General features: G+C 59.4%; 21 protein-coding genes and 1 riboswitch. Of the genes, 16 read left to right on the top strand and 5 right to left on the bottom strand.

The window, feature by feature from the left end; translation table 11 throughout:
- The first annotated feature begins 11 nt into the window (after window positions 1–11).
- The 4 genes from htpX to purH all read left to right on the top strand — a co-directional run bounded on the left by htpX (window position 12) and on the right by purH (window position 5,920).
- Entirely contained in the window at window positions 12–977 is a 966-nt protein-coding gene (gene htpX / locus JZX88_RS18295) for a zinc metalloprotease HtpX (protein ID WP_065114424.1), read from the top strand.
- Window positions 974–2,359, top strand: coding sequence for an RsmB/NOP family class I SAM-dependent RNA methyltransferase (locus tag JZX88_RS18290; RefSeq protein ID WP_206914358.1), 1,386 nt, complete (start codon window positions 974–976; stop codon window positions 2,357–2,359). Before htpX ends, JZX88_RS18290 begins: the two co-directional genes overlap by 4 nt.
- 124 nt (window positions 2,360–2,483) lie before the next feature.
- Window positions 2,484–4,151 (top strand): heparinase II/III family protein, encoded by a 1,668-nt coding sequence (locus tag JZX88_RS18285; RefSeq protein WP_206914390.1) that lies wholly within the window; start codon window positions 2,484–2,486, stop codon window positions 4,149–4,151.
- Between the two features lie 152 nt (window positions 4,152–4,303).
- Complete coding sequence (gene purH, locus JZX88_RS18280; protein WP_206914357.1) at window positions 4,304–5,920, top strand: bifunctional phosphoribosylaminoimidazolecarboxamide formyltransferase/IMP cyclohydrolase; 1,617 nt, start codon at window positions 4,304–4,306, stop codon at window positions 5,918–5,920.
- 83 nt (window positions 5,921–6,003) lie between these two features.
- On the opposite strand, the gene JZX88_RS18275 is transcribed toward purH, so the two are convergent.
- Both JZX88_RS18275 and JZX88_RS18270 read right to left on the bottom strand, forming a co-directional pair.
- Window positions 6,004–7,536 carry a UxaA family hydrolase gene (locus JZX88_RS18275; protein WP_142858351.1) on the bottom strand — a complete coding sequence of 511 codons (1,533 nt, stop codon included), beginning with the start codon at window positions 7,534–7,536 and terminating at the stop codon, window positions 6,004–6,006.
- Between the two features lie 42 nt (window positions 7,537–7,578).
- Entirely contained in the window at window positions 7,579–8,271 is a 693-nt protein-coding gene (locus tag JZX88_RS18270; RefSeq protein WP_065114419.1) for a FadR/GntR family transcriptional regulator, read from the bottom strand.
- A gap of 255 nt (window positions 8,272–8,526) precedes the next feature.
- Between JZX88_RS18270 and JZX88_RS18265 the strand changes: the two genes are divergently transcribed.
- The 9 genes from JZX88_RS18265 (at window position 8,527) to JZX88_RS18225 (ending at window position 17,845) form a co-directional block, all read left to right on the top strand.
- Window positions 8,527–10,092: a sugar ABC transporter ATP-binding protein gene (locus tag JZX88_RS18265; protein ID WP_206914356.1), complete on the top strand. Its 1,566-nt coding sequence runs from the start codon at window positions 8,527–8,529 to the stop codon at window positions 10,090–10,092.
- An 8-nt stretch (window positions 10,093–10,100) separates the two neighbouring features.
- The gene (locus tag JZX88_RS18260; RefSeq protein ID WP_065114417.1) at window positions 10,101–11,123 is read left to right on the top strand and encodes an ABC transporter permease; all 1,023 of its coding nucleotides are present in this window, start codon (window positions 10,101–10,103) and stop codon (window positions 11,121–11,123) included.
- 76 nt (window positions 11,124–11,199) lie between these two features.
- The gene (locus JZX88_RS18255) at window positions 11,200–12,141 is read left to right on the top strand and encodes an ABC transporter substrate-binding protein (protein ID WP_065114416.1); all 942 of its coding nucleotides are present in this window, start codon (window positions 11,200–11,202) and stop codon (window positions 12,139–12,141) included.
- A gap of 65 nt (window positions 12,142–12,206) precedes the next feature.
- Entirely contained in the window at window positions 12,207–13,220 is a 1,014-nt protein-coding gene (locus JZX88_RS18250; RefSeq protein ID WP_206914355.1) for an aldo/keto reductase, read from the top strand.
- Between the two features lie 4 nt (window positions 13,221–13,224).
- Window positions 13,225–14,046 carry an amidohydrolase gene (locus JZX88_RS18245; protein ID WP_206914354.1) on the top strand — a complete coding sequence of 274 codons (822 nt, stop codon included), beginning with the start codon at window positions 13,225–13,227 and terminating at the stop codon, window positions 14,044–14,046.
- Window positions 14,047–14,049: 3 nt separating this feature from the next.
- On the top strand, window positions 14,050–15,060 hold the full coding sequence (locus JZX88_RS18240) for a zinc-binding alcohol dehydrogenase family protein (RefSeq protein WP_206914353.1): 1,011 nt from the start codon (window positions 14,050–14,052) through the stop codon (window positions 15,058–15,060).
- On the top strand, window positions 15,057–16,190 hold the full coding sequence (locus JZX88_RS18235) for a mannitol dehydrogenase family protein (protein ID WP_206914352.1): 1,134 nt from the start codon (window positions 15,057–15,059) through the stop codon (window positions 16,188–16,190). Before JZX88_RS18240 ends, JZX88_RS18235 begins: the two co-directional genes overlap by 4 nt.
- 11 nt (window positions 16,191–16,201) lie before the next feature.
- Window positions 16,202–16,531, top strand: coding sequence for an L-rhamnose mutarotase (locus JZX88_RS18230; RefSeq protein ID WP_065114411.1), 330 nt, complete (start codon window positions 16,202–16,204; stop codon window positions 16,529–16,531).
- Window positions 16,532–16,567: 36 nt separating this feature from the next.
- Window positions 16,568–17,845 carry an L-fuconate dehydratase gene (locus JZX88_RS18225; protein ID WP_065114410.1) on the top strand — a complete coding sequence of 426 codons (1,278 nt, stop codon included), beginning with the start codon at window positions 16,568–16,570 and terminating at the stop codon, window positions 17,843–17,845.
- Here the strand turns inward: JZX88_RS18225 and cobD are convergent.
- Entirely contained in the window at window positions 17,827–18,873 is a 1,047-nt protein-coding gene (gene cobD, locus JZX88_RS18220; RefSeq protein ID WP_110756571.1) for a threonine-phosphate decarboxylase CobD, read from the bottom strand. The genes JZX88_RS18225 and cobD overlap by 19 nt on opposite strands.
- Between cobD and cbiB the strand changes: the two genes are divergently transcribed.
- Window positions 18,872–19,837 (top strand): adenosylcobinamide-phosphate synthase CbiB, encoded by a 966-nt coding sequence (cbiB, locus tag JZX88_RS18215; RefSeq protein ID WP_110756573.1) that lies wholly within the window; start codon window positions 18,872–18,874, stop codon window positions 19,835–19,837. The genes cobD and cbiB overlap by 2 nt on opposite strands.
- Here cbiB and JZX88_RS18210 read toward each other — a convergent pair.
- Both JZX88_RS18210 and cobO read right to left on the bottom strand, forming a co-directional pair.
- A complete protein-coding gene (locus JZX88_RS18210) occupies window positions 19,824–21,281 on the bottom strand; it encodes a cobyric acid synthase (protein ID WP_110756575.1) in 1,458 nt (485 codons plus the stop codon). The two genes, cbiB and JZX88_RS18210, sit on opposite strands and share 14 nt — an antisense overlap.
- Window position 21,282: 1 nt before the next feature.
- On the bottom strand, window positions 21,283–21,900 hold the full coding sequence (gene cobO / locus JZX88_RS18205) for a cob(I)yrinic acid a,c-diamide adenosyltransferase (protein WP_142858334.1): 618 nt from the start codon (window positions 21,898–21,900) through the stop codon (window positions 21,283–21,285).
- Between the two features lie 134 nt (window positions 21,901–22,034).
- Window positions 22,035–22,255: riboswitch (cobalamin riboswitch) on the top strand.
- 121 nt (window positions 22,256–22,376) lie between these two features.
- Here cobO and JZX88_RS18200 point away from each other — a divergent pair.
- Window positions 22,377–22,802 carry a DUF1636 family protein gene (locus JZX88_RS18200; protein ID WP_206914351.1) on the top strand — a complete coding sequence of 142 codons (426 nt, stop codon included), beginning with the start codon at window positions 22,377–22,379 and terminating at the stop codon, window positions 22,800–22,802.
- Entirely contained in the window at window positions 22,799–23,836 is a 1,038-nt protein-coding gene (cobW, locus tag JZX88_RS18195; protein WP_206914350.1) for a cobalamin biosynthesis protein CobW, read from the top strand. Before JZX88_RS18200 ends, cobW begins: the two co-directional genes overlap by 4 nt.
- Window positions 23,837–23,844 lie beyond the last annotated feature (8 nt).

The raw sequence follows: 23,844 nt of genomic DNA, 5'->3' as shown, positions 1-23,844 counted from the left end.
GATTTCAACGGATGAACATGATGCGCACGGCAATGCTTCTGGCCTTCATGACCGCATTGTTCATGGGTGTCGGTTTTCTGATCGGCGGCCGGGGTGGCATGATGATTGCGCTGCTTATCGCCGCTGGTATGAATCTCTTCTCCTATTGGAATTCGGATAAAATGGTTCTCTCAGCCTATCGGGCACGGGAGATCGACGAGGCGAACGCGCCCGAATTTTTTCACATGATCCGGGACCTCTCGCACAATGCCGGCTTGCCGATGCCGAAGGTCTATATTTATGACAGCCCGCAACCCAATGCTTTTGCGACGGGGCGAAACCCGCAGAATGCTGCTGTGGCAGCTTCAACAGGATTGCTGGAGCGTTTGACGCCGGAGGAAGTGGCCGGCGTCATGGCGCATGAACTGGCGCATGTGCAGAACCGCGATACCCTGACCATGACGATCACCGCCACGCTGGCGGGTGCTATTTCCATGCTCGGCAATTTTGCCTTCTTCTTCGGCGGCAACCGGGAAAACAACAACAATCCGCTTGGTTTCATCGGTGTACTGGTTGCTATGATCGTGGCGCCGCTTGCGGCGATGCTGGTGCAGATGGCGATCAGCCGCACGCGGGAATATTCCGCTGACCGGCGCGGTGCTGAAATCTGTGGTAATCCGCTCTGGCTCGCCTCAGCCTTGCAGAAGATTTCCGGCATGGCGCAGCAGATTCATAACGACGATGCTGAGCGCAACCCGGCAACGGCGCATATGTTCATCATCAATCCCCTTTCTGGCGAGCGGATGGACAATCTCTTCTCCACACACCCGAACACCGAAAACCGGGTTGCAGCATTGCATGCCATGGCACAGGAGTTTTCCCCGCGAGCATCGACGCCGCCGCCGTCGGGTGATAGACCTCTGCGCAAATCAGGCTCCGTGCCCAATACGGGTTGGGGACGTGGCAACGAAAACGAGCGCAAGGGGCCGTGGTCTTGACATCCGATATTCAGAATAAGCCGGCGCGGTTTAAAAAATCGAGACCGGCGCAAGGCAGGGGCCGTGAAGACGGCCCTTCGTCTTTCCAGGACAAGCCAGGCCTTGCCGCACGCATTGCCGCGACTCGCATTCTTGCTGCCGTTCTGGAAAAGAAGACCTCGCTGGACGGCATGCTGGACAATGAAAACGGCAATCCGGTCTATCGCGCGCTGTCGCTTGCGGATCGGGCATTGGTAAGGGCCATCGTCAATAGTGCACTTCGCCATCTTCCCCGCATCGAAAAGGCATTGGCGATGCTGCTGGATGGTCCGCTGCCGCAGGGTGCTCGATCATTGCATCACGTTCTCATCGTCGGTGCGGCGCAGATGCTCTACCTTGATGTTCCCGATCATTCCGCTGTCGACTTGGCTGTCGAACAGGCGCACCGCGATCCGCGCAACCGGCGTTTCGTGAAGCTGGTCAATGCGGTCCTCCGGCGGCTGGGCCGGGAAAAAACGGAGATCGAAACGGCTCTTGCCGATGTGCCCGTGTTGCCGGACTGGTTTTACGCCCGGCTTGTTTCGGCCTACGGCGATGTGGTCGCACAACGCATTTCGGAGGCGCAGTTGACGCCCTCCTCCATCGATCTCACCGTCAAAACCGATCCTGGTCTCTGGGCGGAAAAGCTGGGTGGCACACTTATGCCGAATGGCAGCGTTCGCCTAGGTGAGTTCGAAGGCCAGATCCCCTCGCTTGACGGATTCGCCGAAGGCGCGTGGTGGGTGCAGGATCTTGCGGCCAGCATGCCGGTGAAGCTGTTGGGGGATATTTCCGGCAAGCGTGTCGCCGATCTCTGCGCGGCACCGGGCGGCAAGACAGCCCAGCTCGCACTTGCAGGTGCAAAGGTGACGGCGCTGGATCAGTCCGGAAATCGCCTGCGCCGTCTCAGGGAAAATCTCGACCGGCTTGGTCTCCACGCCGAAACGGTGGAGGTCAACATGTTGAAGTACCAGCCGGAGCAGCTTTTCGACGCCGTTCTTCTGGATGCGCCATGCTCGTCGACGGGTACGCTGCGCAAACATCCGGATGTCTGCTGGACCAAGGATGAAACGGACATTGCCAAGCTTGCGGCTCTTCAGGGCCAGATGCTGCGGCATGCCTTGACGCTGGTGGGGGCTGGCGGTGTCGTGGTGTTCTCCAATTGCTCGCTGGACCCTTCGGAGGGCGAAGCGATGATTGCCGAGGTTCTGGCGGAGAATCCCGATATCGAGCGCATTGCCGTACGCAAGGAGGACTGGCCGGGAATGGAGGTGGCGATCAGCCCGCAGGGAGATTTGCGTACAACGCCGGATATGTTTGGCGGCGTCGATGGGTTTTTTAGCAGTGTCTTGCGTAAGAAGTAGAAAAAAGCGAAGCTTTAGCGAATCATTGATATTATCGATAACGTTCCGGTCATCACGGTTCACTGATAAAAACAAAACTATGTGAAGCGGGAAACACAGCTTGTTTGGGTCCTTTGCAGGCAGCATGAATGCGGCCGGTCTTCTTTCACGGATGGCATATCGTCATCTGTGTGTCGGCCTCACACCTTTGCGTCTGCATGTCTCACGGTTTGCCAACCGTGTTCCCGATGGTCTGGTTGCGGCGCCGACCGATCTCAGGGCGATCGATCCGTATTTTGCCGAGGAATTGTTGCGCGGCCGGATCGCGCTTGCCGGTCGTGTTGTCGAAACCGGTGGCCTTTCGCCATTCCAGGTGGATTACCCCTCCCTCGTTTTTGAAGAACGGTTGCACGCTTTCGGCTGGCTGCGGCATATCCGTTCCGACAGGTCGAGCGAGGCATGCAAGCGGGCGCGCCGCATCGTGGCTGAGTGGATTGCCCTGAACGGCAGGCGCGTTACGGGCACCGGATGGTCGCCGGAGATTGCGGCACAGCGTTTGATCGCCTGGTTATCCCATTCCCCAGTGGTTTTATATGAGGCTGACGCCGGCTTCTATCGCCGGTTCCTGAGAAGCCTCGCTTTTCACGTGCGGTATCTCGACAGGATCGTGAAACATGCACCGGATGGCGAAGCCCGGCTGCGGATCAGGATCGCACTTGCCATGGCCTCCATTGCCATGCCAACACGCCTGTCACGCATTACCCGGCATGGAATGAAGCTGGCTCAGGAAATGGAACGCCAGATTCTACCCGATGGCGGGCATGTTTCCCGCAATCCGCGGGTCATGCTGGATCTGCTGCTCGATCTTCTGCCGCTTCGGCAAAGCTATATCAATCTTGGCCACGACCTGCCCTCGGGGCTGGTGCCGGCAATAGACCGGATGTTTCCGGCAATCCGGTTTTTCCGGCATCAGGGCGGCGATCTCGCGCTGTTTAATGGCGCGACGGCAACGCTTGCCAATGAGCTTGTCTCCGTGCTGCGTTATGACGAAACCGCCGGCCGGCCTTCGAAAATCCTGCCGGATGTAAATTACCACCGGCTCGCGACGGATGAGACTGTCATCATCGTGGACACGGGGTATCCCGGTTCGGCCGAGCTTTCGCGCAATGCCCATTCGGGTTGCCTGTCCTTTGAAATGTCCTGCGGCAAGAACCGGTTTATCGTCAATTCCGGTTTTCCACGAAATGCCGCGCCGGAATATCAGCGGGCCAGCCGGTCGACGGCCGCCCATTCCACCGTTACGCTTGCGGATACCTCCTCCTGCAGATTATCGCGCTCCAGACTTCTTGGTCCGATCATGATTTCGGGTGTCAGCCACGTGGATAGCGAGCGCGGAACGGATGAAAACGGCAATGATGTGCTGCGGGCGTCGCACGATGGATACCTGCAGAACTTCGGCTGTTACCACGAGCGTGAAATCGAGTTGAATGCCGCTGGCACGAAGATCAAGGGCCGTGACCTGCTTCGCGCTGACGAGAATGCAGCAAAGGTGCAATTGCAGTCGATCTCAGCGGTTTCACGTTTTCATATCCATCCTCATATTCAACTGCATCAGCGGGATGAAGAGTCGGTTTATATGGAGGCGGCGGACGGAACCACCTGGCTGTTTTCAGCGCCGGGTCTGGAGGTTTTCGTCACGGAGGATGTTTTCATGGCAGATGCCTCGGGCATGCGTCCGTCGCAACAGATCGAACTGCCTTTCAATCTGGCCAATACGCGGGAGATCCGCTGGATCATCGAGCGCAAGGCCTAGGAAAATTCCGACGGAGCGGGACAAAAACCGCCATAGTTTTCACCGTTCGATGTCCCTGCTGTTTATTAATTCGGTAAGCTGTGTTAACGCGGCGGCAATTGCTGGATCAATCCCATTCCAGCCTGTCCTCCCCGTTAAACGGAGTATGCCCGATGGCCGTCGTGTCCAAAAAAATCCCCGCCCCCGATAAGGTCAAAATCCGCACGGCGCTTCTTTCCGTGTCCGACAAGACTGACATTATCGAGCTGGCGACGGTTCTCTCCAAGCTTGGTGTCCGGCTGCTTTCGACCGGCGGAACGGCGAAGGCCATTGCCGATGCTGGGCTGCCGGTGACGGATGTTTCCGACGTGACCAATTTTCCCGAAATCATGGATGGCCGCGTCAAGACCCTGCATCCGAATGTGCATGGTGGGCTTCTCGCTATCCGGGATGACGCCGAACATGTCGAGGCTATGAAGGCACATGGCATTGAGGCGATCGATCTGTCGGTGATCAATCTTTATCCCTTCGAGGAAGTTCGCGCCAAGGGCGGCGATTATCCGACGACGGTTGAGAATATCGATATTGGCGGACCGGCAATGATCCGTGCTTCTGCCAAGAATCATGCCTATGTCACGGTGGTTACCGATCCCTCCGACTATCCTGATCTGGTTGAAGCCCTGCAGGCTGATGACGGCCAGACGTCCTATGCGCTGCGCCAGCGTTTCGCTGCCAAGGCCTATGCTCGAACCGCGGCCTATGATGCGGTGATTTCCAACTGGTTCGCAGAGGCGCTTGCAATCGAGACGCCGGATTACCGCGCCATCGGTGGCGTGCTGAAGGAAAAGATGCGTTATGGCGAGAACCCGCACCAGAGCGCCGGTTTTTACCTGACCGGTGAAAAGCGCCCCGGTGTCGCAACCGCGACGCTGCTTCAGGGCAAGCAGCTTTCCTATAACAACATCAATGATACGGATGCCGCTTACGAGCTGGTGGCGGAGTTCCTGCCGGAAAACGCTCCGGCCGTTGCCATTATCAAGCACGCCAATCCCTGTGGTGTGGCGACGGGTCCAACCCTTGCCGAAGCCTATCGGCGGGCGCTGGCATGCGATTCCGTATCCGCATTTGGCGGCGTCATTGCGTTGAACCGTACGCTTGATGCGGAAACGGCGGAAGAGATCGTCAAGCTCTTTACCGAAGTCATCATCGCGCCTGATGTCACCGAGGAAGCCAAGTCCATCATTGCCCGCAAGCCGAACCTGCGCCTTTTGACCGCCGGCGGCCTGCCGGACCCGCGCGCAGCCGGGATTACGGCGAAGACCGTTTCGGGCGGCCTGCTGGTACAGAGCCGCGACAATGGCATGGTTGAGGATCTCGATCTCAAGGTCGTCACCAAGCGCGCGCCGACGGCGCAGGAACTTGAGGACATGAAGTTCGCCTTCAAGATCGCCAAGCATGTGAAATCCAACGCCGTCATCTATGCCAAGGATGGTCAGACCGCAGGCATTGGCGCCGGCCAGATGAGCCGCGTGGATTCCGCCCGCATCGCCGCCCAGAAGGCGGAAGATGCCGCCAAGGCGATTGGTCTTGCCGAACCGCTGACACGCGGCTCTGCCGTTGCTTCGGAGGCGTTCTATCCCTTTGCCGACGGCCTGCTCGCCGCGATTGCCGCAGGTGCTACCGCTGTCATCCAGCCGGGCGGTTCCATGCGTGACCAGGAAGTGATCGACGCCGCGAACGAGCATAATGTCGCGATGGTCTTTACCGGCATGCGCCACTTCCGCCACTAAGTGCGTAAATAGTCAGGAATAAAGAAGGCCCGGAAAGCGATTTCCGGGCCTTTTGTTTCACGTGGGACAGTCTCGATTTTTGTTCAGGTCACTGCACCGACCTGCCACGGCACAAATTCGTTGTCGCCGTAATCGTAAATCTCGCTAACCGTCTTGTCGCCGGAAGCCACGGCGAGAATATGCTCGAAAATTCTTTTGCCGGATTCTTCGATGGTTTCCGCCCCGGTAACGATCTCGCCGCAGTTGATATCCATGTCTTCCTTCATGTGTTCATACATTTCGGAATTGGTGGCGATCTTGATGCAGGGTGCCGGCTTGAAGCCCGAAACCGAGCCGCGCCCGGTGGTGAAACAGATGACGTTGCAGCCGCCGGCAACCTGGCCGGTGACGGCGACGGGGTCGTAGCCGGGTGTATCCATGAAGACGAAGCCCTGTTCCGTCACGGTCTCGGCGAATTCATAAACTGCCTTCAGCGGCATGGAGCCGCCCTTGGCAACCGCGCCCAGCGATTTTTCCAGAATGGTGGTCAGGCCGCCAAGCTTGTTGCCATGGGAGGGATTGTTGTTGAGTTCGTCGCCATTGCGGGCGGTATAGTCCCGCCACCAGTCGATGCGTTGCAACAGTTTTTCAGCGACTGCCGGCGTGACGGCGCGTTTTGTCAGCAGGTGCTCGGCACCATAAATTTCGGGCGTTTCGGAAAGAACCGTGGTGCCGCCGTTGCGGACAATGAGATCGGATGCATAACCCAGGGCCGGGTTCGCCGATATGCCGGAATAGCCATCGGATCCGCCGCATTCCAGTGCCACCTTCAGCTTCGAAAGCGGTTGCTCGGTGCGACGGGCGGCATTGACCATCGGCAGCATGGCCTTGATCTCGGCGATTGCCGCATCGATCGTCTTGCGCGTGCCACCATGCTGCTGGATCGTCATGGTGCGCAGCCGCTCGCCCTCCTCCATCTTGTAGTGTTCGAGGATGGGGGCGATCTGGTTGGTTTCGCAGCCGAGGCCGATCAGCAGAATGCCGCCGAAATTGGGGTGGCGGGCATAACCCTGAATGGTGCGGATCAGCAGGCGATAGCCTTCCGATTTGGTGTTCAGCGCGCAGCCGCCACCATGGGTCAGCGCCACGACACCATCGACATTGTCGAAACCGTCAAGGCCGCCCTGCTTGTTGAAATAATCGGCGATATAACGCGACACGGTGGCGGAACAGTTCACCGAAGCGATGACGCCGATATAGTTGCGCGTGCCGACACCGCCGAAACCACGGTCATAACCCATGAAGGTGCGGCGCTCGGTTTCCGGCACCATGCCCTTTTCTTCGATATCGATGCTGAACTGATGCGCGTGTTCGGAAGGCACCATGGCGAGATTGTGCAGGTGCACGTGCCGGCCGGGTTCGATATCCTGGGTGGCAATACCGATGACCTGTCCGTATTTCAGCACCTCATCGCCGGATTTGATGAATTTGAGGGCTACCTTGTGCCCGCGCCCGATCAGCTCAAGCGCTGCCAGATCGCCTCTGCCCGTCGCGCCGCCGGCCGGAATGGACCGACGCGCCACCGCGACATTGTCGTTGGCGTTCAGCAAAATGGTTGCCTCGGAATTCTCACTCACGGGTTTTCCTCCTCCCGGTATATTGCCTGCTATGTTCTTAAATCAGCTTTCCACCCAGCGCCGCTTGGAGCCTTCCAGATGGGTATGCATGGCCGCCTGCGCCAGCAGCGGATCCTTGAGTTCCAGCGCCGCGAGAATCGCTTCGTGCTCCTGAAGCGCATAGGTCCAGGTGTCGCGGTCCTCGAATTTGACACGCAGCTGAGCTGAAATAGGGCTGTGTCGTTCATCAAAGAGGTTCGCTACCAGCCGTGCCAGAACGCTGTTGCCGGATTGTTCGGCAATGGTGACGTGAAACAACCGGTCCTGATCAAGAGGTTTACGCCCGGCCTCGATTTCTCTCTGCATGGTATTGAGGATCTGGCGAAGGCTTGAGATCGTCTCGTCGGTCATGCGGCTCGCCGCCAGCACGATCGTCGCACCTTCCAATGCGGCGCGTGCCTGCATCAGTTCGGAGGGGCTGTCGCCCAGCGATTTGGTGTGATGGGTCGTTTGGAGAGCCTCGGTCGACACATAAACACCGGAACCCATACGAATTTCGACGGTGTTGTCGATTTCAAGCGCAATCAGCGCCTCACGCAGCGAAGGTCTCGATACACCGAGCTTCTGGGCCAGTTCCCGTTCGGCAGGAAGCCGTGTGCCGGGCAGGAATTCACCGAGATCGATGAGTTCGCGTATCTGGTCCGCAATCTGCTGATAAAGCCGGCGCGGTTCCGCTATTTTGGCCTGACCACTCATGTGTTTTTTGCTGAAGCCTTTGTGATATCGGTATTTGGCCTTACCGTAACGCCAAGTGCAGCAATACGCAAGATATTACTTAAATAGCTGAAAATACGTAATTATTTTAATGGTATCTTTGGCGGCTCTTCGTTCTCTTGAATGCACCTCTTCACTTTTTGACCTAATTGGCTTGACCATTCTTCAAAACCGGCCTAACCATTTGGCCTGTTCATGACCCCCGGTGGAGCGGGGAGTGCGGGTGGAGGTTTTCTGATGTCGCAGGGCGCATCGACAATTCGGGACGAATTTTCGCCTGGGGAGATGGCGCGCGCGGAGCGTTTGGTCCTTCTGCGTCTCGAAAACATCAGCAAGGAATTTCCAGGCGTCAAGGCGCTGTCAAATGTGCATTTCGATCTGCGCAGCGGCGAAGTGCATGCGGTCTGCGGCGAGAATGGCGCGGGAAAATCGACGCTGATGAAAATCATCAGCGGCGTCTATCAGCCGAGCGACGGCACCATCCTGCACAAGGGCGTGAAGGTGCAATATGCATCGCCGCTGGAATCCGAAGCCGCCGGCATCGCCATCATTCACCAGGAACTCAACCTCGTTCCGCATCTTTCCGTCGCCGAAAACATCTATCTTGCGCGCGAGCCGCGCCGCGGTTTTCTCGTCGACCGCAAAAAACTGCGGCTTGATGCCAAGCGCTGTCTCGACCGGCTGGGTGTCGATATCGACCCCGACCAGATCGTGCGTGGCCTCTCGGTCGCGCAATGTCAGATGGTGGAAATCGCCAAGGCGCTCTCTCTTGACGCCGAAGTGCTCATCATGGACGAGCCGACCTCCTCGCTGACCGAGCAGGAAACGCGGCTCCTGTTCAAGGTTATCCGTGATCTCAAGGCATCCGGTGTCGGCATTGTCTATATTTCCCATCGTCTGGATGAAATGGCCGAAATCGTCGACCGGGTGACGGTTCTGCGTGATGGACGTTATATTTCGACCGACGATTTCGCTTCGATCACTGTCGATGACATCGTCACGCGCATGGTCGGGCGTTCGCTGGAAGACAAGTTCCCCGAACGCACGTCCCGTCCGACGGATGACATCATCTTCTCGGTTGAAGGCCTGACGCGAAGCGGCGTGTTCCACGATGTCGGTTTTTCGCTGCGGCGCGGTGAAATCCTCGGTTTTGCCGGGCTGATGGGCGCCGGCCGCACCGAAGTCGCCCGGGCAATCTTCGGCGCGGATCCGCTTGATGCGGGCAAGATCGTTTTCAACGGGCGCGAACTTTCCATCAGCTCGCCGCAGGACGCTATCCGGGAGGGCATTGCCTATCTCTCGGAAGACCGCAAAAGCGATGGCCTTGCGATCAAGATGTCGGTTGCGGCCAATACCACGCTTGCCAATCTCGGCGAGGTTTCCAACCGCTTCGGCCTGATCGATTTCAAGAAGCATGATGATGTTGCGAAGCGCTACGTCGATCTCCTGAATATCCGCACCCCCTCGATCGAACAGACGGTGCGGCTGCTTTCGGGCGGCAATCAGCAGAAAATCATCATCGGCAAATGGCTGTTCCGGCAGTCGCGCGTGCTGTTCTTCGATGAGCCGACACGCGGCATCGATGTCGGCGCGAAATTCGCGATCTACAAGATCATGGACGAACTGGCCGCGCAGGGTATCGGTGTCATTCTCATCAGCTCGGAACTGCCGGAAATTCTCGGTCTGACGGACCGTATCGCCGTTTTCCATCAGGGCCGTATCACGGGCGTGCTCGAAACCGCCAGGACCAATCAGGAAGAAATCATGCGGTATGCGTCCGGTTACGGCCGGGCCGCGCAGTGAGGAACGACATGGCCAATATTGCAGAACCCAAGAAGAGCTTTGCTGTCAGCGACCGCCAGAAGGACATTATCCAGAAGTTTGCCGCACTTGGCAGCCTCTTTGCGCTTGTCGCGGTCTTCTCCGCAACCAGCAGCGCTTTCTTCACCGTCAATAACGGCATGACGATCGCGTTGCAGGTCACGTCCATCGCGCTTCTCGGCATTGGCGCAACCTGTGTCATCATCACCGGTGGCATCGATCTTTCCGTTGGCTCGGTGCTGGCGCTTGCCGGCGTCGTTGCGGCGCTTGCGGTGAAGGAACTCGGCATGCCCGTGCCGGTCGGCATGTTGCTCGGCATTCTGACGGGGTCGCTCTGCGGCCTCATCAACGGCCTTCTGGTCACCCGTTTCAAGCTGCCACCCTTTATCGCCACCCTGGGCATGATGCTGATCGCCCGTGGCGTGGCGCTGCAGATCACGGGTGCACGCGCTGTTTCAGGTCTTGGCGAGTCCTTCGGTGAACTCGGCAATGGCGCTCTTTTCCGCATCGTCAATATCGGTGACGACGGCTTTCCGAATGTGGTGTTTCCCGGTATCCCCTACCCCGTCATCCTGATGGTGGTGATTGCGCTTGCGGTTTCCTTCATGCTCAACCGCTCGATCCTCGGCCGTCACATCTATGCTGTCGGCTCCAATGCGGATGCCGCGCGTCTTTCCGGTGTCAATGTCGCCCGCGTTACCAATTTCACCTACATCCTGTCCGGCACGCTCGCCGGCCTGACGGGCTGCGTGCTGATGTCGCGCCTTGTCACCGCCCAGCCGAATGAAGGTGTGATGTATGAGCTGGATGCGATTGCCAGCGCGGTTATCGGCGGTACGTCCCTCATTGGCGGCGTGGGCACGATTTCCGGCACGGCCATCGGTGCCTTCGTCATCGGCATCCTGCGCAACGGTCTCAACATGAACGGCGTCTCCGCCTTCACGCAACAGATCATCATCGGCCTCGTCATTCTGGTCACCGTCTGGATCGACCAGCTGCGCAACCGCCGCTGATCAAGGGCCTGCGGACCCTTTCCGCAAAAAAGATCGGCAAGGGGAGGCCCGGTATGCCGACATCACGGAGGAAGAAATGAAGAAAATTGCGACTGCCCTTCTGACATCCGCAATCGCGCTGTGGAGCGTTTCCACCGTGCAGGCCGGCGAAATCGCCGTCATCGTCAAGACCGTCAATTCCACCTTCTGGCAGAACGTTCAGAAGGGCGCCGATGCGGCGATGAAGAATTCTTCCGGCAACACCATGACCTTCCAGGGTCCGGCAGCCGAATCCGCGATCGCCGACCAGGTCAACATGGTTGAAAACGCCATCAACCGTAAGGTTGCGGGTATCGTTCTTGCTCCTTCCGATCCGGACGCGCTGGTGCCTGCCGTCAAGAAGGCCTGGGAGGCCCGTATTCCCGTGGTGCTGATCGACTCGCAGCTGGCGAGCGGCTCGGAGCAATATTACCAGTCGTTCCTCGCGACCGATAACAAGAAAGCCGGCGAACTGGCCGCACAGGCGCTGATCGACAAGGTGGGCAAGGAAGGCAAGATCGCCGTCATGTCCTATGTCGCCGGTGCCGGTTCGGAAATCGGCCGCGTTGGCGGTTTCACCGATTACATCCAGATGAACTCCAACCTGAAGATCGTCGGCCCGTTCTATTCGCAGTCGCAGATGGCGACCGCGCTGAACCAGACCACCGACGTTCTGGCCGCCAATTCCGACCTCAAGGGCATTTTCGGCGCCAATGAGCCGACGGCAATCGGCGTCGGCCGTGCGCTTGCCCAGAGCGGCAAGGCCGGCAAGGTCGTCGCCATCGGCTTCGATGGCAATCAGGACCTTCAGGGCTTCGTCAAGGATGGCACGCTGGCCGGCATCGTGGTTCAGGGTTCCTATCAGATGGGTGAAAAGGGCGTGGAGACCATTTCCAAGCTCATCAACAAGGAAAAGGTCGAGAAGTTCGTCGATACCGGCGTCGTTGTTGTCACCAAGGACAATATTGAGAAGCCGGAAGCCAAGAACGTCCTTTACTGATTGCGTGATGGCGCGCCGCTGTGCGGCGGCGCGTCCTTCCAAAGACAAGCTGGAAAGTCCCTGCGATGAAAGTCTCCGATACACGTAAATTGCCGCGCCGCGCCGTTGATGTCACGGTCATGGGCCTCGGTTGCGCCCAGATGGGCAATCTCTACCGGGTCACGCCGTATGAGGAATCCAAAGGCGCGTTCGACAAGGCGTGGGAAAGCGGCATGCGTTATTTCGATACCGCGCCCTTTTACGGCTATACGCGGTCGGAGCGTCGTCTCGGCACCATGGTGACCGAGCATGAGCGGGGTGACTATACGCTCAGCACCAAGGTCGGCCGTGTGATGGTTCCTGACGAGACCGTCGGACCGGAGGAGGACGCCTATATTGCGCCGCTGCCCTTCCGCCCGGTCTATGATTATTCCTATGACGGTATCCTGCGGTCCTTCGAAGCAAGCCAGCAGCGGCTTGGTGTTTTGAAGCCGGATATCCTTTATGTGCATGATATCGGCTCCTATACTCACGGCGAAAAGCATCAGCATTATTGGGAGCAGCTGACCACCGGCGGCGGTTTCCGGGCGCTTGGCAAGCTGCGTGAGGAAGGATCGACGGGCGCCGTTGGTCTCGGCGTCAATGAGTGGCAGATCGTCAACGATGCCATGGATGTCTTCGATATCGATGTCGCCATGCTTGCCGGACGTTATACGCTTCTGGAACAGCAGAGCCTTACCTTCATGAACCGCTGCGCGGAAAGCGGCGTTGGCATCGTCGTTGCCGGGGCATTCAATTCGGGCATCCTGGCCGGCAACCGCAAATTCAATTATGCCGATGCGCCGGCCGATATCCTGACACGCGTCGATGCGCTGCAGGGCGTGTGCGAGGAGCTGGGCGTGTCGCTGCAGGCGGCCGCGCTGCAATTTCCGCTGGCGCATCCGGCTTCGGTCACGGTCGTGTCCGGCGCGCGCAATGCACAGCAGCTTGCCTCCAATATCGAATGGTTCGAGCAGTCGATCCCGGATGAATTCTGGTCCGAGCTGCACAGGCGTGGCCTGATTGTCGAAGGTGCGCCCGTGCCGGTCGGAGAGGCCTGAGACAATGCTCATCGACGCCCACCAGCATTTCTGGTTGATGAAGAATCGCGCCGGGCAATGGCCGCCGCCATCGCTTGCCGCCATCTACAGGGACTTTCTTCCGGCCGATCTGTCGCCGTTGCTGGCCGCTGCCGGGGTTTCCGGCACGGTGCTGGTGCAGACGATGGAGACCGCGGCTGACACAGATTTCATGCTGGAGCTGGCGGAAAAGACCGATTTCATCAAGGGCGTGGTCGGCTGGGTCGACATGAAGTCTTCCGATGCCGTGGCGGAAATCGGCCGCCGGGCAAAACACCCGGCCTTCAAGGGTGTGCGCCCCATGCTACAGGGCATGGAGGATGTCGCCTGGATAGACGATCCGGCACTCGGTCCTGCCGTGGAAGCGCTGGTGCAACATGGGCTGGTGTTCGATGCGCTGGTTTTACCGCCCAATCTGCCGCATCTCCTGTCTTTCGCCCGCCGCCATCCGCAATTGCCCGTTGTCATCGATCATGGTGCAAAGCCGTTGATCGCCACTGGCCACTACAGGGACTGGCGCAGCGACATGGCCGCTTTGGCGGCTCTGCCCAATCTCTATTGCAAGCTTTCGGGTTTGTTGACCGAGCGTGGCGAGCAGCGGCCGGAAGCGGTGCGGCCTTATGCCGAAACCATTCTGGAACTGTTCGGCGCAAACCGCGTGATTTTCGGCAGCGACTGGCCGGTGTTGCGACTGGCGGGCGATTATCAGGGCTGGCTGGATTTTTGCTGCGATATCGTGCCGGCGGAAGACCATGCGGCAGTTTTCGGCGGCAACGCCATCCGTTTTTATTCCCTTTCCGACAGGTGATGCATGCTGGCGATTTTCTGTGACACCCCCGGTCAACTCACCGCCAAGGACCTGCCCAAGCCCGTGCGCGGTGAAGGTGAAGTACTGGTGCGCATTCGCCGTATCGGCGTCTGCGGTACGGATCTGCACATCTTCACTGGCAACCAGCCCTATCTTTCCTATCCGCGCATCATGGGCCACGAGCTTTCCGGCACGGTCGAAGAAGCGCCGGAAGATAGCCATCTTTCCACTGGTGACGTGGTCACCGTCATTCCCTATATCTCCTGCGGCAAATGCAGCGCCTGCCTGAAGGGCAAAAGCAATTGCTGCCGCAATATCGGTGTGCTCGGCGTTCACCGTGATGGCGGCATGGTCGAATATCTGAGCGTGCCGCAGCAATTCGTGCTGAAGGCGGAGGGGCTGAGCCTCGACCAGGCGGCGATGACCGAATTTCTGGCCATCGGCGCGCATGCGGTGCGCCGTGGCGCAGTCGAAAAGGGGCAGAAGGTCCTGATCGTCGGCGCCGGCCCGATTGGCATGGCGGTTGCGGTTTTCGCGGTCCTCGATGGTGGCGAAGTGACCATGATCGATGGGCGCACAGACCGGCTGGATTTCTGCAAAAAGCATCTCGGTGTTGCCCATACGGTGGCGCTCGGAGAGGGCGACGGGGATCGCCTTTCCGAAATCACCGATGGCGATTTCTTTGATGCGGTCTTTGATGCGACCGGCAATCCGAAGGCCATGGAGCGTGGGTTCTCCTTTGTTGGCCATGGTGGTTCCTATGTGCTGGTTTCCATCGTCGCCAGCGATATCGGCTTCAGCGATCCGGAATTCCACAAGCGCGAAACGACGCTGCTTGGTAGCCGCAATGCCACGCCTGAGGATTTCGAGCGCGTTTTGCAGGCGCTGCGGGAAGGCAAGGTACCGGAAGCGCTGATTACCCACCGCATGACGCTTGCCGATGTACCCACCAAATTCGCCGGACTGACCGATCCGAAAGCCGGAGTCATCAAGGGCATGGTGGAGGTCGCATGACGTTCAATACGCCCATTCTGCAATTCGGAACCAGCCGCTTTCTTCTGGCGCATGCGGACTTGTTCGTTTCGCAGGCGCTGGATAAAGGCGAGGCTCTCGGACGCATCGCCATTGTCCAGACTACCGGCAATGCCGAGAGCCTGAAGCGTGTTGCCGCGCTGAATAGCGGTGCGCCCTATCCTGTGCGCATTCGCGGCATTCGCGATGGGCAGGAAGTGGACGAGGAAATTCCGGGCAAGGCTGTCGCGCGGGCGCTGACCGCCGCAACCGGCTGGGCCGAGGTGCGGCGTCTCGCCTGTGTGGCCGAGGTCATTCTGTCCAACACGGGCGATCGCGGTTATGAGCTGGATTCCAGTGATGGGCCAAGCCTTGCAGCCGACTTCACAGTGGTTCCAAAAAGCTTTCCGGCCAAGCTGTGCATGTTGCTGCTGGAGCGCTTCACGACCAATCCGGAAGCGCCTTTGTCGATCTTCCCCTGCGAGCTTGTGCCGCGGAATGGCGAGCGGCTGAAGCAGATCATTCGCCAGCTTGCAGATGAATGGCAATTGCCGGCGGGTTTTGCCTTTTATCTGAATGAGAAGTGCCGTTTCGCCAACAGTCTGGTGGATCGTATCGTCTCCGAGCCGATCGATCCGGTTGGTGCTGTGGCAGAACCCTATGCACTCTGGGCGATCGAGAGCCAAGAGGGGCTTGTCCTTCCCTGCACCCACCCTGCCGTGGTGCTGACGGACGATCTCGATCACTATGAAAAGCTGAAACTTTTCCTGCTCAATCTCGGCCATTCCTATCTGGCGGAACGCTGGTTGCAGGATGCGCGTGCGAAGGACGAGACGGTGCGGCAGGCAATGGCCGACGACGCCCTCGTTGCGGATCTGGAAACACTCTGGCGAGACGAGGTTCTGCCGGTCTTTGTTGCGGAAGGCATGGGAGATGAGGCTGAGGCCTATATCGCTGTGTTGCGCGAACGTTTGCGTAATCCTTTTCTCGCGCACCGGCTCGCAGATATCGCCGGCAATCACGATGAAAAGAAGCGTCGTCGATTTACCCCGATCATCGCTGCTGCAGAACGGCTGGGATTGAACCTGCCGCAACACGGGCTGCGCGCGGCGCTCGCCACCATCAAGCAATAACGGAGTTTTTCATGCAGCGCATGGGCATGGTCATAGGCGTCAAACCGGAGATGATCGCAGAATATAAAAGGCTGCATGCGGCCGTCTGGCCGGAAGTTCTGGCGCTCATCAGCGACTCCAACATCCGTAACTATACGATCTTCCTGCGCGAGCCGGAGAATCTGCTCTTTGGCTATTGGGAATATCATGGCAGCGATTTCAGCGCCGACATGGCGAAGATAGCCGCAAGCCCCAAGAACCAGGAATGGTGGTCTTTCACCATTCCCTGTCAGCAACCGCTCGAAAGCCGGAAGGAAGGCGAGTGGTGGGCAATGATGGAAGAAACCTTCCACCACGACTGAACGATTTCCTTTGACACTGACCGCGAGTGACCGGCCATGACCAAAATTACTGATCTGCGTGTTTTCGACCTGCGTTTTCCCACATCCCAGAGCCTTGACGGTTCGGATGCGATGAACCCCGATCCGGATTATTCGGCGGCTTACGTCATTCTCGACACCGACGAGCCGGGCCTGAAGGGCCATGGCCTGACCTTCACCATCGGCCGCGGCAACGACATCTGCTGCATGGCCATTGAAGCGATGCGTCATCTGGTGGTCGGCACCGATCTCGCCACCGTCACCGAGAACCCCGGCAAATATTGGCGGCATCTGACGAGTGACAGCCAGCTGCGCTGGATCGGACCGGACAAGGGCGCGATGCATCTCGCCACCGGCGCCGTCGTTAATGCGGTCTGGGATCTGCTCGCCAAGAAGGCGGGCAAGCCGGTGTGGCAGCTTGTTGCCGATATGAGCCCGGAAGAAATCGCCGATATTGTCGATTACCGTTATCTGACCGATGTGCTGACCCGCGACGACGCTCTCGCGATCCTGAGACAAGCCGAGAGCGGCAAGAAGGAGCGTATCGAGACGCTGAAGAACGAGGGTTATGCCTGCTACACGACGTCAGCAGGATGGCTCGGTTATGACGATGCCAAGCTGCGCCGTCTTTGCCAGGAAGCCATCGATGCCGGTTTCAACCATGTGAAGATGAAGGTCGGCCGTGATCTGGAGGACGACATTCGCCGTCTCACCATCGCCCGCGAAGTGATCGGCCCCGACCGTTACCTGATGATCGATGCCAACCAGGTATGGGAAGTGGATCAGGCAATCGACTGGGTCAAGAAGCTCGCCTTCGCCAAGCCTTTCTTCATCGAGGAGCCAACCAGCCCTGACGATGTCGCCGGCCATCGCAAGATCCGTGCTGCCATCGGCCCGGTGAAGGTGGCGACCGGGGAAATGTGCCAGAACCGTATCATGTTCAAGCAGTTTATCGCCGAAGGTGCGATTGACGTGGTGCAGATCGATAGCTGCCGCATGGGGGGCCTCAACGAAGTGCTGGCGGTTCTGCTGATCGCCGCCAAATACAATCTGCCGGTCTGGCCGCATGCCGGTGGCGTCGGCCTTTGCGAATATGTGCAGCATCTGTCGATGATCGACTATCTGGTGGTGTCAGGCACGAAGGAAGGCCGCGTGATCGAATATGTCGACCACCTGCACGAACATTTCATCGAGCCCTGCGATATTCGCAATGCCGCTTACATGCCGCCGAAGCTGCCGGGCTTCTCCATCGAAATGAAGCCGGAATCGATCGAGACCTACACTTTCGAGGGATGATTAAAAGATGACAGCGCTTCATCGAGGCGCTGCCATTCCGCTTCGCTGCCGGGAAGGCCAAAACGCATGTCGTTCGGCCTTTCATCGAAAATGCGAACCAGAATACCGCGCCTGCCGAGATGGCCGAAGAGTTCGCCGGCCCGATGGTCCCGCACCAGCGTAAACAGGGATGCGCCGCCGGCAATTTTCAGCCTTGTTTTTTCCAGCAGAGCATTCATGCGCCGGGCTTCCTGCGAAAGCCGCAGGCGCATGGATGATTGCCATTCCCTGTCCGCCAGAGCTTCAGCCGCTATGTGCAGCGCCGGGCCGGAAATGGCCCACGGACCAAGCCTTGCTTCGAGTTCGGCGGCGACATCAGGATGCGCAATCGCGAAACCCAACCGCACGCCCGCCATGCCGTAGAATTTGCCGAAGGATCGCAAGACTACCAGCGCGTTCTGATCGGTGGCGTTTGCGAGGGTTTCGGCGTGGCCTGTTTCGATAAAAGCTTCATCCACGACGAGCAGGCCGTCCTTGCGGCACATGAATCCGGCCAGCGAGAGCAGGCTTTCGCGATCAGCCACACGACCATCCGGATTGTTGGGATTGACCACCACGGCATAATCGTAAGCCGACAGGTCGTGAATATTCTCCACCTCCGTCATTGTCAGCCCGGCCATGCGGGCGGTGCGCGCATGTTCGGCATAGGCGGGCGAAAGCACGGCGCCGTTCTTGGCACCCCGGACAAGCGCAATCTGCGCCAGCAGCGGCATCAGCATCTGGGTGCCGGGAGACAGCGCCACATGCCGGGCGGAAGGCGCGCCGAAATGCGCTGCCGCCAGCTGTTTCAGTTCTTCGGCGGCACCAGGTTCCGGCAGGCGGGCGAAGGCGCTGGCGGGAACGGGCGAATGCGGATAGGAGTGTGGGTTGATCCCGGTCGAAAGGTCGATCCATGGTTCAGGTGCGTCAGGAAACATCAGACGCGCCTTGCCGAGATTGCCGCCGTGACGGATCGCAGCCTGCGCCTTTTCTGATACTGTCTCGCCCATGTTCTTTGCTCTCGCTTTCCTGTCGCTCGTGATCGAACGCCTGACCGGTTATCCGGACTGGTTGTTCAACCGTATCGGCCATCCCGTCACCTGGATCGGTTCGCTTATCGCGCTGCTGGACAAAAAATGGAACCGGGAGAGTGCATCATTTTCGCAGCGCAAGGCGGCGGGTGTGTGGGCACTCGTTGTTATTCTCGGGCTGACGGCGATCCTCGCATGGTTTGCGCAATCAGCTTTGCTACTCCTGCCTTTCGGCCTTCTGGCTGTGGCAATCCTCGGTGCGTCTCTCCCGGCACAGAAAAGCCTGGAGCAGCATGTGGAGGCTGTCGCTGCGGCCTTGGAGCGCGATGGGGTGGACGGTGGCCGCAGGGCGGTATCGATGATCGTCGGCCGCGATCCGCAAAAGCTGGATGAGGCGGCGATCTGCCGGGCGGCGATTGAAAGTCTTGCCGAAAATTTTTCCGATGGCATTGTCGCGCCTGCCCTTTGGCTCGGCCTGCTGGGCCTGCCGGGCGGCGCGGCCTACAAGGCGATCAATACGGCCGACAGCATGATCGGCCATCGGTCACCACGCCATGAGGCTTTCGGCTGGGCCTCGGCGCGGCTGGACGATCTGGTCAATCTGCCGGCCTCGAGGCTCAGCGGCGGTCTTTTTGTGATTGCGGCCTTCTTCGTGAAAGGCGCATCGCCCAAAGGGGCCATTGCCGCGATCCGTCGCGATGCGCGCCACCACCGTTCTCCCAATGCCGGCTGGCCGGAGGCGGCGCTTGCCGGCGCGCTCGGTTTTGCGCTTGCCGGGCCGCGTTCCTATGGCGGGCAGATGATCGAGGCGCGTTTCATGGGTGAAGGCGGAAGGGCGACGCTCGTTGCTGGTGATATTCGCACGGCACTTCAGCTGGCACGGATCGCCGACGGGTTGCTGATCGGCCTGTTTGGTCTTCTGGCAATCCTCATCGCGCTATAGCAAGCAGCCTGTCGAGATCGAGATGCTGCTCCATGTGTGCGGCAAGACGATCAAGGACGGCCTCCACCTGCGCATCATAATTCAGTTCCGAACGCTGGCCGCCAAGCCGCTTCAGCCAGGCGCTGCGCTGGTGATCATCCGCGAAAAGACCGTGAATATAGGTGCCGAAGACGCGGCCGTCGGGCGATAACGCTCCATCGGCATGTCCGTTGACTATCGAAAACGGCTGGCTGTTTCCAGCGCTTCTGGTTTCACCGACATGCATTTCATAGCCGGATAAATCAACGCCATCGAAAGTCGCTCCGCTCACGGAGACCAGTCGCTTGTCTCCGGTCAGAACCGTGTCGACATCCAGCAGACCAAGCCCGGCAACCGTCGCCGGCGGTCCTTCGATGCCCTCGGGATCGGCAACGGTTTTTCCAAGCATCTGGTATCCGCCGCAAAGCCCGAGAACATAACCGCCGCGCCGGGCATGGGCCTTTATATCGATATCGAGACCCGCATCTTTGAGCACGGCGAGATCGGCGATGGTGGATTTCGAGCCGCAAAGCAGCACCAGCCGGCAATCGGCTGGAATTGTCTCGCCCGGCCGTATGCGGATCAGCTCCACATCCGGTTCCATGTCGAGGGGATCGAGATCATCGAAATTGGAAATATGCGGCAGGATTGGCACGGCGACGCGGATTTTTGCACCGGCTTTTTGCTGTGCCGGGCCGGATAGTCCGAGCGCATCCTCTGCGGGCAGTTTCGCGGCGTCGGAAAAATGCGGCAGAAGCCCTATGGAAGCCCAGCCGGTCTTTTCCGCAATCATCCGCATGCCATCGGAAAACAGTGCGGGATCGCCGCGAAAACGGTTGACGATGAAGCCCGCGATCATTGTCGCATCATCGTTTTCGAGCACGGTTTTGGTGCCGACAAGGCTGGCGATGACGCCGCCCCGGTCGATATCGCCGATCAGGATGACGGGGGCATCGGCTGCGCGGGCGAAACCCATATTGGCGATGTCATTGGCGCGCAGGTTGATTTCAGACGCGCTGCCCGCCCCTTCCACCAGCACCAGATCGGCCTGTTGTTTCAGGTGTTCAAAGCTCTCCAGCACGCGCGGCATCAGCCCGGCCTTCATATGCTGATAATCGGCCGCTCTGGCATTGCCGACGATCTTGCCCTGCACCACCACCTGTGCGCCGGTTTCGCTCTGGGGTTTCAGGAGTACCGGGTTCATGTGAACCGAGAGCGGTACACCCGCCGCCCGTGCCTGCAACGCCTGCGCACGGCCGATCTCGCCGCCATCGGCGGTCACCGCCGCGTTGTTAGACATGTTCTGTGGCTTGAACGGCATGACGGACAGGCCGCGCCGGGTGAAGGCCCGGGCAAGGCCAGCCACCATCAGCGATTTGCCGACATCCGAGCCGGTTCCCTGAAACATCAGCACCCGCGCGGTCATGTCAGAATTCTATCCCGGCCTGCGCCTTCACACCCGCCTTGAAGTGATGTTTCACCAGCGTCATCTCCGTCACCATATCGGCGGCGTCGATCAGTGGTTGCTTGGCATTGCGACCGGTGACGATGACATGCAGATCGGGCCTGCGACTGGACAGGGTTTCAACGACGTCTTCCAGCGGCAGGTAGTCGTAACGTAGCGCGATGTTCAGTTCGTCGAGGATCAGGAGGCCGATGGTTTCGTCGGCCATCAGGGCCTTGGCTTCTTCCCAGGCCTTCGTGGCTGCGGCAACATCGCGCTTCAGATCCTGCGTGTCCCACGTGAAACCCTCGCCCATGGTGCGCCAGACAACCTTGTCGCCGAACAGCGTCAGGGCCTGCTGTTCGCCCGTCGACCATGCGCCTTTGATGAACTGCACGACGCCGACCCGCCGCCCGGTGCCGAGCATGCGTAGCGCAAGGCCGAAAGCAGCCGTGGACTTGCCCTTGCCGGGGCCGGTATTGATCATCAGCAGGCCTTTTTCGATGGTTTTTGCCGCGACTTCGGCATCCTGTACCGTCTTGCGGTTGACCATTTTCTGCCGGTGGCGTTCGGCTTCGCTGTCGCTGATGTCGCGTGTCATTGCATGTTCCTTCTCATCCAGCTGCGCGGGAACCGGTGTGCCCGCCATTCGGAGCGGCGACTATACCCAATTTGCCGCACCCGGCAATGTGCCGGCCGCAGGCCCCCGGCATTGACCCTTACGTCCGTTCGGCCTAAGGGTAACGAACTGACGGTCTTTTCCCGGCAACGGGAAAAGCTAAGAGGGAACACGGTTCCACCCGGAAAATGGGTTACTCCGTGGCTGCCCCCGCAACTGTAAGCGGTAAGCCCGCACCGTAAAGCCACTGGACCTTTGAAGATGGGTTCGGGAAGGCGGTGTCCGGGTGTTGATCGAGCCGCAAGCCAGGAGACCTGCCGTTTCAGGAAAAAACGTCTGCCGGGCGGGGTGCTCCGGTTAGTCGGTCAGATCGAACAGCCGGTTTGCGCCTGTCCGCGTGCCGTTTTCGATATCCGCACCCCCGAATATTTTTTTAATGGCGCGGGAAGCGGGACGGTTTGGATATTTCAGCGACATCTGCAGGCGCAGGCGGAAACACGCAGGATGAAACAGCATCCGGCGTGACTGTCTTCGTTTGCCGAAGCTGTCGCGATGACGCCGATCCGAATGCCGAACCGCGTCCCGGTTCACGTCTTGCCGATGCCACCATCGCGAGGGCGGAGGAATCCGGAATTGCCGTCCGTTCCGTCAATTGCCTCGCCAATTGCAAGCGTGGCCTCAGCGCCGTTCTGCGCAGCGCCGATGGCTGGTCCTATGTGTTCGGCGGCCTGACACCCGGTGACGCTGAAGACCTGCTGACTGGCGCAAGGCTGCTGGCCGCCGCCCCCGATGGCCTGATGCCCTGGCGCGGCCGCCCCGAACCGTTAAAGCGCGGCCTGGTGGCGCGCATTCCCCCATTCGATTTTACCGAGGAGAGATCATGAGCACCCTTCTGGACCGCGTTCCCTGCACCATCGTCACCGGCTTTCTGGGGGCCGGAAAAACCACGCTGCTGCGCGGCCTTCTCGAAAAGCTGGATGGCAAGCGGCTTGCCATCATCGTCAATGAATTCGGCGATATCGGCATCGATGGCGAAATCTTGAAGGGCTGCGGCATTGAAAGCTGCCCGGAAGAAAACATCGTCGAACTGGCCAATGGTTGCATCTGCTGCACGGTGGCGGATGATTTCCAGCCCGCTATCGAACAAATCCTCAGCCGCCAGCCGAAAGTGGAGCATATCCTCATCGAAACATCCGGTCTCGCCCTGCCGAAGCCGCTGGTGCAGGCCTTCCAGTGGCCGGCGATCAAGAGCCGCGTGACGGTGGATGCCGTGGTGGCCGTGGTGGATGGCGCAGCCCTTGCCGAGGGACAGGTTGCCCACGACATGGAAGCACTTGCCGCCCAGCGGGCCAATGACGAGGCGCTCGATCACGATGATCCGGTAGAGGAAGTTTTCGAGGATCAGGTCGCCTGCGCCGATCTTATCGTGCTGACCAAGGCCGACCTTCTCGATGGTGCCGGTCTCGAGAAGGCGAAGGCTCATGTGCTCGAACATCTGCCGAGGGCGGCGAAGATCGTCGTCGCGTCGAATGGTGCCATCGATCCTGCCGTGCTGATCGGCCTTGGCCTTGCGGTGGAAGAGGATATTGAAAACCGCCGTACCCATCACGATGGCGCGTTCGACCATGAACACGACGATTTCGACAGCTTCGTCATCGACCTGCCGGCCGTGAGCGACCCGGAGGCGCTGGCAGCCCGCATCGCCGAGACGGCGGCTGCGGAAAATGTCCTGCGCATCAAGGGTTTCATCGAAGTTTCCGCAAAGCCGATGCGCCTGCAGGTGCAGGCGGTCGGCAGCCGCGTCAATCACTATTATGATCGCCCATGGGCGGCGGGTGAAGAACGCCGCAGCCGGCTCGTTATCATTGGTGAAAAGGGCATCAACCGCGAAAAGATCGAGCAGATGCTGGCCGCCTGACCGCTACG

Source organism: Agrobacterium sp. OT33 (genome assembly GCF_017313365.1).
In the GTDB taxonomy this organism is placed as follows: domain Bacteria; phylum Pseudomonadota; class Alphaproteobacteria; order Rhizobiales; family Rhizobiaceae; genus Agrobacterium; species Agrobacterium rhizogenes_A.
Note: the sequence above shows the minus strand (reverse complement) of the source record. Positions and strands in the feature narration are given on the sequence as shown.

Excerpts from the sequence above, each read along its gene's own strand:
- JZX88_RS18235 (WP_206914352.1), top strand. The coding sequence starts at position 15,057 with ATGACGTTCAATACGCCCATTCTGCAATTCGGAACCAGCCGCTTTCTT.
- JZX88_RS18265 (WP_206914356.1), top strand. The coding sequence starts at position 8,527 with ATGTCGCAGGGCGCATCGACAATTCGGGACGAATTTTCGCCTGGGGAG.
- cbiB (WP_110756573.1), top strand. The coding sequence starts at position 18,872 with ATGTTCTTTGCTCTCGCTTTCCTGTCGCTCGTGATCGAACGCCTGACC.
- htpX (WP_065114424.1), top strand. The coding sequence starts at position 12 with ATGAACATGATGCGCACGGCAATGCTTCTGGCCTTCATGACCGCATTG.
- JZX88_RS18255 (WP_065114416.1), top strand. The coding sequence starts at position 11,200 with ATGAAGAAAATTGCGACTGCCCTTCTGACATCCGCAATCGCGCTGTGG.
- JZX88_RS18260 (WP_065114417.1), top strand. The coding sequence starts at position 10,101 with ATGGCCAATATTGCAGAACCCAAGAAGAGCTTTGCTGTCAGCGACCGC.
- JZX88_RS18250 (WP_206914355.1), top strand. The coding sequence starts at position 12,207 with ATGAAAGTCTCCGATACACGTAAATTGCCGCGCCGCGCCGTTGATGTC.
- JZX88_RS18245 (WP_206914354.1), top strand. The coding sequence starts at position 13,225 with ATGCTCATCGACGCCCACCAGCATTTCTGGTTGATGAAGAATCGCGCC.
- cobD (WP_110756571.1), bottom strand. The coding sequence starts at position 18,873 with ATGGGCGAGACAGTATCAGAAAAGGCGCAGGCTGCGATCCGTCACGGC.
- JZX88_RS18230 (WP_065114411.1), top strand. The coding sequence starts at position 16,202 with ATGCAGCGCATGGGCATGGTCATAGGCGTCAAACCGGAGATGATCGCA.
- JZX88_RS18225 (WP_065114410.1), top strand. The coding sequence starts at position 16,568 with ATGACCAAAATTACTGATCTGCGTGTTTTCGACCTGCGTTTTCCCACA.
- JZX88_RS18210 (WP_110756575.1), bottom strand. The coding sequence starts at position 21,281 with ATGACCGCGCGGGTGCTGATGTTTCAGGGAACCGGCTCGGATGTCGGC.
- purH (WP_206914357.1), top strand. The coding sequence starts at position 4,304 with ATGGCCGTCGTGTCCAAAAAAATCCCCGCCCCCGATAAGGTCAAAATC.
- JZX88_RS18240 (WP_206914353.1), top strand. The coding sequence starts at position 14,050 with ATGCTGGCGATTTTCTGTGACACCCCCGGTCAACTCACCGCCAAGGAC.
- JZX88_RS18285 (WP_206914390.1), top strand. The coding sequence starts at position 2,484 with ATGAATGCGGCCGGTCTTCTTTCACGGATGGCATATCGTCATCTGTGT.
- JZX88_RS18270 (WP_065114419.1), bottom strand. The coding sequence starts at position 8,271 with ATGAGTGGTCAGGCCAAAATAGCGGAACCGCGCCGGCTTTATCAGCAG.
- cobW (WP_206914350.1), top strand. The coding sequence starts at position 22,799 with ATGAGCACCCTTCTGGACCGCGTTCCCTGCACCATCGTCACCGGCTTT.
- cobO (WP_142858334.1), bottom strand. The coding sequence starts at position 21,900 with ATGACACGCGACATCAGCGACAGCGAAGCCGAACGCCACCGGCAGAAA.